This is a genomic window from Pseudomonas iridis (genome assembly GCF_017980685.1).
Classification (GTDB): Bacteria; Pseudomonadota; Gammaproteobacteria; order Pseudomonadales; family Pseudomonadaceae; genus Aquipseudomonas; species Aquipseudomonas iridis.
This window is the reverse complement of sequence record NZ_JACXXO010000024.1, coordinates 21,762-36,208: the sequence shown is the minus strand read 5'-3', so window position 1 is coordinate 36,208 and position 14,447 is coordinate 21,762. Positions and strand designations below refer to the sequence as shown.

General features: G+C 55.1%; 9 protein-coding genes. 7 read left to right on the top strand and 2 right to left on the bottom strand.

From position 1 onward, the window contains the following. The first annotated feature begins 61 nt into the window (after positions 1-61). The 3 genes from IEQ42_RS25555 (at position 62) to IEQ42_RS25545 (ending at position 5,723) form a co-directional block, all read left to right on the top strand. Entirely contained in the window at positions 62-1,543 is a 1,482-nt protein-coding gene (locus IEQ42_RS25555) for a hypothetical protein (RefSeq protein ID WP_210705947.1), read from the top strand. 63 nt (positions 1,544-1,606) lie between these two features. Next, entirely contained in the window at positions 1,607-5,008 is a 3,402-nt protein-coding gene (locus tag IEQ42_RS25550) for a TM0106 family RecB-like putative nuclease (protein WP_210705946.1), read from the top strand. A gap of 46 nt (positions 5,009-5,054) precedes the next feature. Next, positions 5,055-5,723, top strand: coding sequence for an ankyrin repeat domain-containing protein (locus IEQ42_RS25545; RefSeq protein ID WP_210705945.1), 669 nt, complete (start codon positions 5,055-5,057; stop codon positions 5,721-5,723). Positions 5,724-5,773: 50 nt separating this feature from the next. Here IEQ42_RS25545 and IEQ42_RS25540 read toward each other — a convergent pair whose 3' ends face one another. Continuing rightward, positions 5,774-6,649, bottom strand: a complete 876-nt coding sequence (locus IEQ42_RS25540) for a BrxR family helix-turn-helix transcriptional regulator (protein WP_210705944.1) — start codon at positions 6,647-6,649, stop codon at positions 5,774-5,776. 119 nt (positions 6,650-6,768) lie between these two features. Here IEQ42_RS25540 and IEQ42_RS25535 point away from each other — a divergent pair, with 119 nt between their 5' ends. The 4 genes from IEQ42_RS25535 to IEQ42_RS25520 all read left to right on the top strand — a co-directional run bounded on the left by IEQ42_RS25535 (position 6,769) and on the right by IEQ42_RS25520 (position 12,310). Beyond that, positions 6,769-7,026 carry a hypothetical protein gene (locus IEQ42_RS25535; protein WP_210705943.1) on the top strand — a complete coding sequence of 86 codons (258 nt, stop codon included), beginning with the start codon at positions 6,769-6,771 and terminating at the stop codon, positions 7,024-7,026. A 9-nt stretch (positions 7,027-7,035) separates the two neighbouring features. Beyond that, positions 7,036-8,088, top strand: coding sequence for an ADP-ribosylglycohydrolase family protein (locus IEQ42_RS25530; RefSeq protein ID WP_210705942.1), 1,053 nt, complete (start codon positions 7,036-7,038; stop codon positions 8,086-8,088). A 379-nt stretch (positions 8,089-8,467) separates the two neighbouring features. Then, positions 8,468-9,721 (top strand): glycine zipper family protein, encoded by a 1,254-nt coding sequence (locus IEQ42_RS25525; RefSeq protein WP_228732040.1) that lies wholly within the window; start codon positions 8,468-8,470, stop codon positions 9,719-9,721. A gap of 9 nt (positions 9,722-9,730) precedes the next feature. Next, entirely contained in the window at positions 9,731-12,310 is a 2,580-nt protein-coding gene (locus IEQ42_RS25520) for an AAA family ATPase (protein WP_210705941.1), read from the top strand. Between the two features lie 291 nt (positions 12,311-12,601). Here the strand turns inward: IEQ42_RS25520 and IEQ42_RS25515 are convergent, their stop codons facing one another. After that, positions 12,602-13,957, bottom strand: a complete 1,356-nt coding sequence (locus tag IEQ42_RS25515) for a tyrosine-type recombinase/integrase (RefSeq protein WP_210705940.1) — start codon at positions 13,955-13,957, stop codon at positions 12,602-12,604. Positions 13,958-14,447: the final 490 nt, after the last annotated feature.

Genomic DNA, 14,447 nt, shown 5'->3' with positions numbered 1-14,447 from the left:
GACGGAGGCTTTGTTTTTGCTTAGGGTATGGCCATTCGATATTACCTGCAACGTGGTCTGCATGAAGCGCGTACAGTTCCTGGCGCAACCTGAAGTTGAGTCCTTCATCGCATGGCTTGCAGTGAACTTGCCGACGTTGACTTTCAAGCTGCGCTTCAAGGCGAGCAAATTTGTGCCGGGCGGTTTAACGGCTGATGTCCAGGGTTTCGAGCAGGTTCTTGAGCAATATCGCTGGAAAGCAAGCTGGCAAGATACCAACCAAAACTCGGTGGATTCACAAACCTGGGCTGAAACTCAGCGTTCTCTAGGGCAACTTAGCGAGTGGCTGACGAGTGCGGTCAACCGGGGAGATGAACAACAAGCGCTTCAAGCGTGTTTGCAGATTCTTCGTTGGGGTGGTGTCCGGGGAGCCATTCCATTTTTGCACCGGCTGGCCGCAAAGGGCGAGCTGTCGAGCTATCTGCAAAAAATGGCCGGGCTCATGTTGCTCGACGGCGATAATGATCTGAATGATCTCGACGCGATCAGTGTCGAGCGTTTCGATGCTGGCCTGACCAAGATTCACGCCATGCTTGATCCGTCGGGGTCTCCCATCTATGACAGTCGCGTCGGCGCAGCGATAGGCATGCTGTATTCGCTGTTTCGCCAGCAATGGACGGGGAGCGGCAAAGCTCTGCTGGCTTTCCCGTCCGGAGGTGCTCGCGGCAGCCAGATCCGCAACCCGGGAGCGTTCTTGAACGGACTGGCGGCGCCGCAGTTTTCGGCGATCGATTATGCCGCGTGGGCACGTTGGCAGGTGCGGTTGGGGTGGATTATCCGAGCCCTGCTCGAGCGTACCGGCTGGTTTGCTGAACAAGGGGCTCTGCCCGCGCGGTGCCACGCGTTCGAGGCCAGCCTTTTTATGCTCGGCTATGACCTGCGGTGCTTTGGTGTGACGCTGGCGTCTGATCCGAAGGTAGCGTCGCCAGTGATGGATGCGCAGAAAAGTGAACGTGATGGCACTGGCTGGGTGCCTACCGGGCACCCCTTCAGTCAGGTCCTGAAGGATTATCTGGCCTTCCGCCACAGCGGTTCGCTCGACAATAAGGCGTCCTTCGTTGCATGGCTGGTGACTAACCCGTGTAACGAGAACCCGCTCACGCGTGCCACCGCGCAGGGCTACTGTTTCGCGTTTTCCATTGAGGAATTCGACCTGTTCGGCCGACCGGTCGAAGAGCTCGAACGCATTGTCGACGGTGGCAAGGATGGATTGTGTGCGGCACTGGCAACCGAGACATTGGAGCCGTTCACCCTGAGTGATGAACGGGCAAGTGTCTGTTTGGTGGATGTATTGATCACGGGCAATGCGTATCTACGGGCGACGACCGAGAAAGAGCGCATCGACTACCTCTTGAGCGCCGGATATGCGGGTACCGAGAACTCTGCCAAGACTCTGATGGCGTTGGGGCGCAACGTGGGCAAGCACTTCGGCCTGCTCGATGCGCAACATTTGCCAACGACCTTGTTCGAGCAGTTTTTTCGCGGATGTTCGCTCGACGCCTGACTCACACACGACATTCAATCAGCGTGAAGCGTTCCTGGACGCTTCACCGGACTGGAAGCGACCATGCAAACTCGAAACGGATTTCAGCTGTACTCCGCCTCAGATATCTGCGGTTTTCTTGAGTGCCAGCACCTGACGGCTCTAGACCTTCAGAACCTTGTCATGCCTATGGAAAAAGCCGCGGCAAGCGATCAGAACCGACTGATACAGGACAAGGGCTTGGCCCACGAGGCGGCCTTTTTCGAGCGGCTCAAAAGCGAGAATGCCAACGTAGTCGACATCGCCGAGGGCAATCCGAGTTTCACGCGCCGGGTGGAACTTACCATCCAGGCCATGAAGGCCGGCGCCGATATCATCTTCCAGGCGTCACTTCAGGAAGGCGCCTATATTGGCCATGCCGACTTCCTGCGCAAAGTGCCGCGAGCGTCGGCGCTGGGCGACCACAGCTATGAGGTTATCGACACCAAGCTGGCGAAAACGGCCAAGGCCAAATTCCTTGTGCAGGTTGCGCTCTACTCGCGAATGCTGATCTCGATCCAAGGTGTGCAGCCACAGTTCATGTACGTCGTACTCGGTGATGCTGCGCGTACCGAGCAGGCATTTCGGGTGGCCGACTACGCCGATTATCTGGAACATGTGCTACAGCGTTTCGATGCGTTCGTGAACAGTGCCGAACTGCCAGTCACCTACCCCGAACCGTGCGGGCATTGTGGGTTCTGTGCCTGGCGTGATCGCTGCGACGAACAACGACAGCAGGACGATCACCTCTCGGCGGTAGCGGGTATCAGCCGTTCGCAAATCAAGAAGTTACAGAGTGCCGGCGTGACCACATTGCACCAACTGGCGGACAGTCCCGACGACCTGCGCATCCCGAAATTGCAGACAGAGTCGTTGAGCAAGTTGCGGCATCAGGCGCGGTTGCAGTTCCAGGGGCGCTCCAGTGATGTCCCGTTGTTCGAGCTCCTGCCTGTCTTGGGTGAACGGCGTGGTTTCTATCGGATGCCCAAGGCGGTCGATGGTGATCTGTTCTTCGACATGGAGGGCAATCCGCTGGAAGAGGGTGGCCTGGAATACCTCTTCGGTCTTTACATCGACGAGGGTGGGCAGCAAACCTTCAAACCCTTTTGGGCGCATACCCGAGAAGAAGAAAAGGTCGCCTTCGAGCAGTTCATCGACTGGGTCATCGGCCATCTCAAGCGTTACCCCGACGCGCATATTTACCACTACGCCAGCTACGAAGAGACGGCCATCAAGCGCCTGATGAGCCAGCACGGGACGCGTGAAGCACAAGTGGACTGGTTGCTGCGCAACGGCAAGATGATCGATCTGTACAAGGTCGTGCGCGAAGCGATCCGGGTGTCCGAGCCCAGCTACTCGATCAAGAATATCGAGCACTTTTACATGGACAAGCGCGATGGCAACGTCACCAATGCCGGCGCGAGCATCGTGTTTTATGAGCGGTGGAAAGAAACCGGTGAGTCGGCGTTGCTTGAGCAGATCGAGCGTTACAACGAATACGATGTGCTATCGACCTATCTTCTGCGTGACTGGCTGTTGGAAATAAAACCGTCGAATGCAGGCGCTTTTCTCGGGTCTGAAGCCGAAAGCGAGAAGTCCATGGCGGAGCAAAAGGAGATCGAGATTCGTCTGGAAGATTATCGCGATCGTTTGCTGGGGAGGATGTGCACCGACGAAGAGGCCATGAGTGACGAGGAACAGGTCAAGTTGCTCACCTTCCAGTTACTCGACTTCCACCGCCGCGCAGATAAGCCGACGTGGTGGCAGCTGTTCAGCCGTCAGGACATGACAACCGAGGAACTGCTGGAAGATATCGAGAGTCTGGCCGGTTTGCAGCGTACAAAAACACTGCCGGAACCGATCAATCGGTCTTATCTGTATGAGTACAGTTTCGAACTACAAGAAACCAAAATGCGTACCGGTTCTCAGGGCGTCATCACCGAGTCCCTGGCCAGCGTACAGCTGGTTAATCTGGACCATGACAACGGTCTGGCGACATTCAAGGCTACCGAGAGAAATGCACCGCCTGATTACTTCGACATGATTCCCGGGAGGCCGATCCCGTCTACTTCGCTACGCAAGGCGTTGTTCCGTTATGCCGACAGCCTCTTGGCCGGCGAACAGCGCTTCCAGGCGGTTGCAGACTTTCTGCATCGACGCGCTCCTCGGGTGAAGGGCATTAAGCCGGGTGCACCACTTGTTGATTCAAGCCTGCCGACGATTGATGCCATCAAACAGGTGGTGCGAAACCTCGAGCACAGCGTGCTGTTTATTCAGGGGCCGCCAGGTGCAGGCAAGACCTACACCGGCTCGCACGTCATCGTTGATTTGCTCAAGGCGGGCAAGCGCATCGGCATAACATCCAATTCGCACCACGCCATCAATAACCTACTGGCGGCGGTTGAATCTCGTGCGCAAGAAGAGGGATTCACTTTCACGGGATTGAAAAAATCCTCGGAGGGTGAAGGCACGGAGTTCACCGGCCGCTGCATCCGTTCCATCGAGGAAAAAAGGGAGTTTCTCGATGCCTGGGGGCCGAACATTGACTTGACGGCCGGCACCGCCTGGCTATTTGCCGACCCCATCTTCACTGAGCAACTGGACTATCTCTTCATCGACGAGGCTGGTCAGGTGAGTGTGGCGAATCTGGTCACGATGGGCATGGCTGCGCGCAACATCGTCCTGATGGGCGATCAGATGCAATTGTCGCAACCGGTGCAAGGCGTGCATCCGGGCCGCTCCGGCGATTCCATCCTCGACTATTTGCTGGACGGCACGCCCACCATTGCGCCTGATCGGGGTGTGTTTCTGGCGCAAACCTGGCGAATGCATCCCAACGTTTGCTCGTTCATTTCGCAAGCCGTGTACGAAGGACAACTTTCTTCGGCGCCAGGCACCGAGCGACGGGTGCTGCTGCTGGATGGCCAGCGACCTGAGGTGCCGGACAGCGGACTGATGTTTTGCCCTGTGGAGCACGATGGCAACAGCCAGAGTTCGGACGAAGAAGCGGCGCAAGTCAAAGCGCTTTTCGCATACTTCTTGCAGCAGCGTTATGTGGATAACAAGGGCGTCGATCACGCGATGTGCATCGAAAACATCTTGGTAGTAGCGCCCTACAACCTGCAGGTGCAGTTGTTGAAACAGGTGCTGCCAGCGGGTGCTCGTGTAGGCACTGTGGATAAGTTCCAAGGGCAAGAAGCAGAGATTGTCATCGTATCGATGGCGACCTCGAATGAAGACTATTTGCCCAGAGACATTGGCTTCCTGTATTCGAAAAACCGCTTGAATGTGGCCGTCAGCCGGGCGAAATCCCTGGCCTGTATCGTCGCCAGCCCTGATCTGACGGCCATACGCTGCCTGACCCCCCAAGACATGAGCCTGGTCAACGGTTTGTGCATGGCCGTAAGGTACGGGGCGACTGCCAATGCTGTCGCGCTGTGTGAATAGCGGCCCTGAGGGCCTTGTCATCTAATCCGGAGCAGGGAAGGAAGTCATGTCATACACGCCCGCTTTGCTTGCTCTGCTGCAAAAGGTTCTGGCCCCGACGCAGTGTTGTGTAGACGACATGCAGGGGCTCGGCCTGGGGGACTGGCACGCTTCAGTACTTGTCGACAATACGCAGTATCTGTCGTCGTTTGACCCGCTGGCGCTCAATGACCGAGATCTTGCAGGGGACACACCACTGGACATCGCCTACCGGCTGAACCGAATCGCCCTGATCGAGAAGCTGGAGGCACTCGGTGCCCTGGGGGACAAGCAACGGCGGGACTGGAAAGGCCTCGGCAGCTTCATGCCGTACTATAAATACATGCATCTGCCCGCCAGGCAGGGAAAAATCAAAACCCTTGAAACGCGTTTTCGGCTAGGCGGGAGTCTCAACCATCGTGATGTGGACGGAAATACGCCTATCCATTGTCTCGCAATCAATGGTCACTTCAAGGCCGTCAGGTACTTCACTGACCGCTACAGGATGTTCGAGCTTGATATGAACGCGAAGAACAACGAGGGCCATACCGCTCGAAATCTGGCCATCCTCAATGGCCATCACGACATAGCGCAGCAGCTGTTGATCCGGGAGATCGACAACTACATCAGCGCTACGCGTATCTGGCACGAGATGTCGGCCGGATGGACATGGATGTTGCCGAGTCGAAACGCCTGACAGAGAGCGATCGACTCGGGGCAACACGCCTTCGCTCAAAGGATTGAGGATCAGTCATGCATGAGCCAGGGGCGCAGCTCCTTGAGGTTGGTTGCTACGATTTGCTGTGCCTCGGGATTAGTGGCCTGGTTTCTCGGATCGATCTGATAGCGTTGCAATACATACTTCACCAGCGCCCTGCGACTGGGCACCACTAGCTGGCCATCAATCATGCCGAAGTCGGTTTCGATGATTGACTTCTGCGCCGCGTTCAATCGCCCATCGGCTGCAAAGATGACGGGTATCTCGGTATTCCAGTCTTCATCCCGCTCACGAGTGTTCTGCGATTCGTCGAGCAAATCCGGCTGCCCCCGTAGGCGGCTGAGCACAAAGTCGCGGTACTGGCCGTTCTTCTCGCAGTAAGCCCGCACATGCCAGCGCATACCGGTGTAGACCAGCGTGTGCGGGGCTATGAGGCGAATTTCCACGTTAGGGGTGTTGAGCGACACATACTCGGTTTCCAGGCGCAGGCCATCGCGACAGGCCTTGAGCAATGGGCGCAGGACCTCGGGTCGAATCGGGCGATCCGGGACTTCGAGCACCTTGGTGTGGGCGTAGGCCAGGGCGAGTCCATCGATATGCGGGGCGCGTTCGTTGTTCTGGTAAAGCAGGTGCAAATAGGCGCTAGCGCTGTCGTCGATGAACAGCGGCGTGAACGTCTTGCTGGGCACGTAGCCTTTTATTTTTTTGTCATATGTAAGATTTTTGGGCGCATGTTCTGTGATGTAGGTGTTGATGTCCTTGGACGCCTGCTGACGGCTGATGCCGAAGCTCTGCATCAAGTGTCCCGTGGTCAACCGGCCCTCCCACCAGGCAACTGTCTCAATCAAACGATAGCGAAGTGCCAGATCCCAGCGGACCTGCTCGATGGACTGCTTGCGTTTCATGCCCTCTCCATGTGCGCGAATACTTTACCTGTATAAGTCTACATTCTAGACCTGTCGTTTAGCACTACATATCGTGTGTCTGTCTTCACAATGAATTGAAGTCACGAAAGGAAGTGGACATGAGTATGTCGCAAGTGGTGTTGACGGGTGCATTGCTGATGATGGGAGCAATCCTGCTGGTGTTACTGCATCAGTGTCTGAGATTGCGTGAGCTCTGGCAGATGGCTACGGGCTGCCAAAAAAATGTGCGTTGGGCGCGGATCTGGGAAATGGAAAACCGCGAACTGCGTTCGGCGTTGCGAGCCGAGAAAGAGCACGTTCAGCAGTTGCAAAGAAAGCTGGTGATTCTGCAGGAATTGATCCCTGCAGAGGGTTGAGGAAAGGACATGAAAAGACTTGAACGGATCAAGGGTTGCCTGCTCGGCGGCGCCGTCGGTGATGCGCTAGGCGCCCCAGTGGAGTTTCTCGAATGGTCAGCTATTGAAGCTAAGTTCGGTCCACAAGGTATCGTTGATTTTTCCCCTGCTTTCGGTACCACCGGCGCCATCACCGACGACACTCAGATGATGCTTTTCACCGCAGAGGGCTTGCTGCGGGCGTATGTGCACGGCAGCTCACGAGGGACTTGCCACGTCCCCAGCATTATTCATCATGCTTTGCTGCGCTGGCTGATAACCCAAGACTACCCTACGGCGATGCCGATTGGCGTGGACGGCTGGCTGATCACGCAATCGGAACTCTGGTCTCGGCGCGCCCCTGGCACTACTTGCCTAGGAGCACTCAAGGCCAGTCCGCGGCTGGGCGCAGTTGCCGAGAACAACAGCAAAGGCTGCGGCGCTTTGAAGCGCGTTGCGCCCTGCGCCTTTTTTGCAAACGCCTTTGACTACGCTGCACAGTCAGGGCACCTGACTCACGGACATCCTACGGGCTACCTGGCGGCAGGGATGTTCGCCGATATTCTCCAGCGCATTGTCGATCGACAAGGCAGCCTGGAACACGCAGTCACTCAGAGCTTGGCTCAATATGGACAAGTGCCGGGTATAGAAGAAACACGGGGCCTCATTGAGCGCGTCCTTTTCTTCTTTTACGAGGGCTACCAGCCTACCCCGCAACGCATAGGCGATCTCGGTGGCGGATGGGTCGCCGAGGAAGCGCTGGCTATCGGCTTGTGGTGCGCCCTGGCAGCGCGTTCGTTCGAAGAGGGCGTGATCACAGCGGTGAATCACAATGGCGATAGCGACAGTACCGGGCTCATTGCCGGGCAATTGTTGGGTGTTCAGTATGGTGCTGCGGCGATTCCTTCCCGGTGGTTCGAGAAATTGGAGCTGCGTGAGGTGATTGTGCAAATTGCCGAGGATATTGAGCGCATTCCGCGTGATTACTGTGGGTATGGTGGAGAGTTCGATCAGCAGATCGAGCAGGCGTATCCCGGTAGCTGAGAGCGCTGATGGAGACGACTATAGATAAATTTCAGGAGAGCAGTGATGCCTATAAGGCCCAGGCCATTTACGTTTGTGTGTGGTGAATGTGGTTGGAAGAAAACGGTGGCACCCCGGTGTGATGCGCTGGGGCCGGGGGAGTGGTTCAAACAGTGCCCGAAATGCGGGAGCGAATCGTTGAAGATGCGCGATGCGGGGTGGATTGAGTGAGCGGACGTTAACAGAGTTGCTTCTGCGTCTCTAAGTGCAATGTCCAGTGATATCTGGGTGGAGTCGCGCTATGGCAAAAGGCCATTTACTCGCGAGATCATAGGCACTTTGCCGGGTATCATTCCTTTCTTTTTTGTCACCCTTGCTGACCCCCCAAGGACACTCTGCCATGAGCCAATCAAACGGATTTTCTATGTCGAACGTCTCTGAACCAATGCTTAACGATGAAAGCGAGCACGAGCGTCAAGCAGATTTGCTGAGCCAAGTCGCATTCGCTGACTCCGGTAGTGCGCCCAAGGCTGTCGAGGTCATCTGGAGCTTCATTCGTTCCTACGACCAGCATCGCCATGAGATGCCACTGGATCAGTGGCTCACGCAGGAATTCAACAAGTATCCGCATCTGTGGGAAAACAACGCAGAAGTCGAAAGTGTCGCGCGCACGCTCATCGACTCGATCACACGTACCACTCAGCATAAAGAGTCGTTGCAACGACACCTCGACAAGGGGAAAAGCACGGCTAACTGGCTGGCCAAGGAGCTGGAGCAGGACGCTCAGGATAATCCCGACCTAAATCTGGGCGAGTACGCAGGACAAGTGCAGGACATGCTGGAGTCGGCCAACGTATCGCTGGCGCAGACACTCAAGCCGGATGTTCGTCACACTACGGTACCTACCGGCGTCGCCATTGGCAGTACGACAGTCGCTACCGAAAAGCAACCGACTATCTGGGACGAAAACTCCCGTCTGGCCATTGCTAAGGACATCAACAATCAGGCGTTGTTGAATGCGGCCCTGAATGCTTCCTGTCACGGTGCCCGCATCCTAGGGCAGCGCACTTGGAATTGGATGCGTGGCCATGAAAACGCACCGGCCAGCGTGGCCCTGCAGGAATTTTTCGACAGTTCGCTGAAGTCCACCCGGCATATCGGTGCGCAGGTTGCCGTTTCCGGTGGCGTGGTGATTGCTGCCAAAAGCGGTTGGCTGAGTTTTTTCCGCGATACTCCAACCGAGGTGATCGCGACTACTACCTATACCGGCCTGGAACGTGCCAAGGCGCTGTATAAGCTGGGGCAGGGCGACATCCTCGCCGATACCGCAATTAATGCCATCGAGCAGACAACCATGGTGGCCGCTCGCTCGCTGGCGCAAGTAGTCGAACAAAAAGGCACCCAACTTGGCGCCAAATGGGGAGCTGCGTTAGGTTCCGTTTTTGGTCCTGGAGGTACGGCTGTGGGTGGTCTTGTTGGCGGCATTGCCGGTCGTTTAGCGGGGAAGGCGGTGGGCACGCTTATTGAAAAGGGTGGCAGGAAGATTGTCGAGGTTGCCAGCAAGGTTGTTCGGAAAGTGACGGCAACCATTAAAGAGGTTGGCTCGGCCGTAGTAGATGTTTTCAAAGGCGCGTTTAACTCGATTTTTGGCTGAGGCTCTTTCATGAAAAGCAAAAAGAATTTCGAAATCAAGCTGGAAGAGCATTTCCTGGCTGGCGCTCCCGCCATCTATATCCAGTCCGCCGAAGAGGCCCGTGTCGATCAATTGCTGATCCGACTTCAGGATAAGCTCGGGCTCAAGCGTATCCATGAGTGGAACCTGGGGCATGGTTGGGTCGACTTCGACAACAAGCGACCACTGAGCAATCTCGAGTCCGGCAAAACCGAGCTGGAACATGCGCTGTTAGCACTGTTGGACGCGGACCTGGAGCAGTCACTGATCTTGATCAAGGGCGCCCGACTCGCCTTGGAACACAACACGCTCGCTATTGCACGCCTTAAGCAGTTGCTGAACCTGATCGAACGTCATCACGCCGGCGAATGCTCGGTCATTCTGGTCTCGGAGGCGGTCTGTATCCCTGCCCCGATCGAGGCTCAAGTCTCCTTGCTCACCCTACCGCTACCGGATCGCGAGGAAATCAAGGCCTTGCTGGCGCAGGCAGCAGCCAGCGGACAATTGACCGTACCGGAAAATCTGAATGATCAGGTGGTTTCAGGACTGAGTGGACTGACCGTTAGCGAAATCGCTCAGCTATTAAGGATGATGGGTCGGCAGGCCGCGACAATGGATGCGTGTGCATTGAAGACGATTCTCCACGAAAAGGAACAGATTATCGCCAAGAGCGGTGTGCTGGAGATGGTCCCCAGCGTCGTGGAGTTGGACGATATCGGTGGACTGGAGAACCTGAAACATTGGCTGGAGCAGCGCTCCACCATTATCCGTCGGCTGGACGAGGCCACTAAACGGGGAGTCAAAGCGCCCAAAGGGGTACTTATTGCCGGCATGCCCGGTTGCGGTAAGTCGCTGACAGCCAAGGTCGCCGCTAGCCTATTCCAGTTGCCCCTGTTGCGTTTGGATATCGGCTCATTGCTCGGTAAGTATGTCGGCGAAAGCGAGCACAATATGCGCCGTGCACTGAGTATGGCGGAGACCGTTAGCCCCTGCATTCTCTGGGTTGATGAGCTGGAAAAGGCTTTCGTTGGCATGGGGGGCGGTAATGCTTCGGAAGTGACGGCGCGCCTGCTGGGCTATTTCCTGACTTGGATGCAGGAAAAGACCGGTGCGGTTTTTGTCATAGCCACTGCCAACGATATCAGCGCACTGCCGCCGGAGCTGCTGCGCAAGGGTCGTTTCGACGAGATCTTCTATGTTGGATTTCCTAACGCCGTGGAGCGGGAAAAAATCCTGAGTATTCACCTGGGCAAGTCGCACCAGACGGTTGCTGAACTGGAGATATTTAAGCTCGTAAAGCTGTGTCGTGATTACTGCGGTGCTGACATCGAGAATGCGGTCAATGAAGCCTTGGCTAACGCCTTCATTAACGGCAGCGCATTGACTCAGAAACTGCTGGAAGACGCGATCCAGTCCACCATCCCGCTACGCGAAACCCTGCGCGATCAGGTCGGCAAGTACGAAGAGTTGTTCGAAAAACTCAAGTTGCGCCCGGCTTCTGAGTATCAGGGACACAGTGTGGCACAGATGATCAAGTTGGCTGCCGACCCTAACCATGTGAAGCGTGAGGAGGTCGCGAGCAATCCTGATTGCCCGGATGATCAGTTGGAAAAGCTCGCGATGGATCCCCAGCGTAGCGTGATCAAAGCGGTTTACGAAAACCCGCGCTGCCCGGAACGCCTACTGTCCATTCGTATAAACATACCCAAGGGCAGTCCTCAGTATGATCTCGAACTGCTCGAATTGGCCTGCCTGAATGGGAACGCGCCGGAAGACTTGCTGATTCGCCAGATTGATGACGGCACGATTGACTCGAAACTACGCATCAAGCTTGCAACTCAGGCGAAAGGCGTGACGTTGCAGCAGAAGCTGGCAACGGATAGCGAGGCAGCGGTCCGTCGAACTCTTTCCATAAGGAAGGATTTGAACGAAGTCCTCCAAACGACACTCGCTAACGACAGTGATCAGGTTGTGCGCCAGAATCTGGCAAACAACAGAACACTATCCGACGGTGCCGCTGAGCAGTTGGTAGAGGATAAGCATGCCAAGGTAAGAGCAGCGCTGGCTGGCAACCCGATACTGAGTGAAACCTTGCTGCTCAAACTGGTCCTGGATAAAGAGGTTTCGGTTGGTGCCGCTCTGATCTCAAACCCCTCGCTTGCAAGCAGTGTAAAATCTCAACTCCTTGAGAATGGCGCAAGCAGCATCAAGCAGGCATTCGCCAGGCGTCCGGAGTTGACGGAGAGCGAGCAGTTACTGCTTTTGAAAAATGCTGATACGGCGTTGAAAATAATCCTTACCGTACATCAAAAACTTTCGAAGGAAGTGCAGGAGAGGCTCGCCAATGATCCGGAGCAGAGTGTAAGAGTTAATCTGGCCAACAACCCTGGTTTGACCAAAGAAATTCAGGAAGTGCTGATGAATGGCGGCGATTACGGAGTTAGGCAGGCTTTGCTGCGCAATCCTGGGTTGCTTTTGGATAAGGTTAAATTAAAGCCGAAATCTCTTATTGAGCATGTGATGGAGCACAATAATAATTTAGGTTTAAGTATCAATAGTCGCCGACGATAACTTCTTCGTCAATGGTGGTTTGATTTGAGTGTTGGGCGTTGTTCCGGGCTTTCGATGGAGTGCTCGGATGTTGTTGAGGTTGGTAGTGTGGAAGGCGATGCTGGCTACCATCCTCGTCGAGGATCACCGCATTCAGTCAACCGCATCGCCTTTTGTTAACGGAAAAGGGGCTAGCGAGGAGCAGGGCGATGAGTTCTTGCCCTCGACTAGCTGTGAGATGGTTTGGTGATCGATGATGGGATGCTCATTGCAGTGATGACTGAAACCTTTTCAAATAAGCAGTTGGTGGATTTAGTCTGTAATCTTCGGATTAGTAAGTGTCTCAAGGTATTCGCCTAGTAGGCGCCATGCGGCAGTCATTTCGGATGTATAGCTGTGGCGCTGGTAGATTCGCTTCACCTTATTGTCTTCGGTGTGATTTAGGCAGCGCTCAGCCACTTCAGGTATCACTCCCAGTGCGGTCATTAACGTTGCGCCTGTGCGACGAAGGTCATGAGGAGTCCATTTACCACCCGGAAGCAGCAGGCTTTGAGCTTTAGCACTGCGTCGGCTCATTGTTCCTTGCTCAGGCTGGCGTTGACGATCACCCAGCTGTTTGGTCACGGTCTTGGAGTTGACTGGACCACTGTTATCGGTATTTGGGTAGCACCAGGCCGAACTGCTATTGATGCTCTGAACCCGCTCGAACTGATTTACAGCGAAGTTTGACAGGAAAACAGTATGCGGCTTGCCATTCTTGCTGTGCTCAGCAGGAATTAACCAAGTGCGCTGCTTGAGGTCCACATGCTCCCAACGACTATTCAGTAGCTCACCGATGCGGCAGCAGGTGGAAAGTGCAATCCAGATTGCAGCTTCTGTCGTCATTAGAAGTCCCGCCCCTGGAGCTTTCTTCGCAAGGCTACGAATTTCATCATCAGTCAACACTCGGTCGCGTTCGACGTCTTTACCGCCAATTTTTGCTTTTCGGATACTGGCGCTGGGATCGTGCTCTATGAGGTCACGGTCTACTGCGAATCTGAACATCTGGCGCATCAGGGAGAAGGCTATTTTTGCAGCACGGTTGACGCCTCTGGCAAGCATGGTGTCAGTCACTTCTGTGATGTGGCCTTTTTTCACGTCTGCTACGGCGTATTGGCCTAGAAAGGGCAATACGTCTTTTTCAAACATTCGACGCACTTCTGCGCCGCCATCTTTGCGATTGATCAAGTCGATCTTCGCCCAGTGTTCAAACAGCTCGGCAACGCTCTTGCGGGATGCCTGGCGGGCTAGCTCGGTTTCTGCAGTGGCTCTCTCCTCGTCTAACCGTGCTAGCTCGGCGTTGCGGGCAGCGATACGTGCAGTTTCTTCGGACTCAAGGTGTTCACGGATGTTTTTGATGCCTGTTTTATGAAGACTGGCCAATTCCATTGCTCTCTGTCGTGCATCCGAAAGAGTCATTGTTGCGGAATCATCCCCAGCACCATAAGTTCCGATTGGGAGAGCGTATCTCTTGCCTGCCTCATTGGTGTATTGGAAGTAGAAAAGGCGGTCACCCGATGGCGTGATGCGGGCCAGAAGTGATCCATGGCCCCAAATCGCGACTTCACTCAACCATTTATGGGTTTGGCCAGGCTTGGCCTTCATCGCCTTATCTGTAATGTTGGCCATACGCTTGCTCTTGGTAGTGAATTGGTAGTGAATTGAGATGAGCTTTAGGGGGATGTTAGCGGATGCTAATGGACAGTGGTAGCAGGTAAAATCAACATTTTCAGGGCGTTATGACAGGGTCTTGGATCTTGTAGGACGTCGCTGGATTATAATTTACCTTTATGGGGTGCTAGGGGTCGAGTGTTCGAATCACTCCGTCCCGACCATATAATTCAAGGGGTTGCGAGATTTTATTTCGCGACCCCTTTTTATTTTCTATCGGTTTTACTCCCACAAATCGTCTGGCTTTCGGTGGAATCCTCATTGTTTCCGTGTAGAGCTGAAGCCAGCTTTGGCGCTCTCTAGCACGTTTTTTAGGACGACGTTGTCGCCCTTTCTTGGTGCTTTCAGTATCTAAGGTGCTCTTCTCTTACAAGCCATCGACAGGGTACCCATCGGTTTGTACTCGTCAGGCCGACGGAGCCTTCCCGCGTAGAGGTAGTCTTCTTGG

Coding starts and splice junctions, on each gene's coding strand:
- IEQ42_RS25540 (WP_210705944.1), bottom strand. CDS start 6,649: ATGAAACGCAAGCAGTCCATCGAGCAGGTCCGCTGGGATCTGGCACTT.
- IEQ42_RS25545 (WP_210705945.1), top strand. CDS start 5,055: ATGTCATACACGCCCGCTTTGCTTGCTCTGCTGCAAAAGGTTCTGGCC.
- IEQ42_RS25525 (WP_228732040.1), top strand. CDS start 8,468: ATGAGCCAATCAAACGGATTTTCTATGTCGAACGTCTCTGAACCAATG.
- IEQ42_RS25515 (WP_210705940.1), bottom strand. CDS start 13,957: ATGGCCAACATTACAGATAAGGCGATGAAGGCCAAGCCTGGCCAAACC.
- IEQ42_RS25550 (WP_210705946.1), top strand. CDS start 1,607: ATGCAAACTCGAAACGGATTTCAGCTGTACTCCGCCTCAGATATCTGC.
- IEQ42_RS25530 (WP_210705942.1), top strand. CDS start 7,036: ATGAAAAGACTTGAACGGATCAAGGGTTGCCTGCTCGGCGGCGCCGTC.
- IEQ42_RS25535 (WP_210705943.1), top strand. CDS start 6,769: ATGAGTATGTCGCAAGTGGTGTTGACGGGTGCATTGCTGATGATGGGA.
- IEQ42_RS25555 (WP_210705947.1), top strand. CDS start 62: ATGAAGCGCGTACAGTTCCTGGCGCAACCTGAAGTTGAGTCCTTCATC.
- IEQ42_RS25520 (WP_210705941.1), top strand. CDS start 9,731: ATGAAAAGCAAAAAGAATTTCGAAATCAAGCTGGAAGAGCATTTCCTG.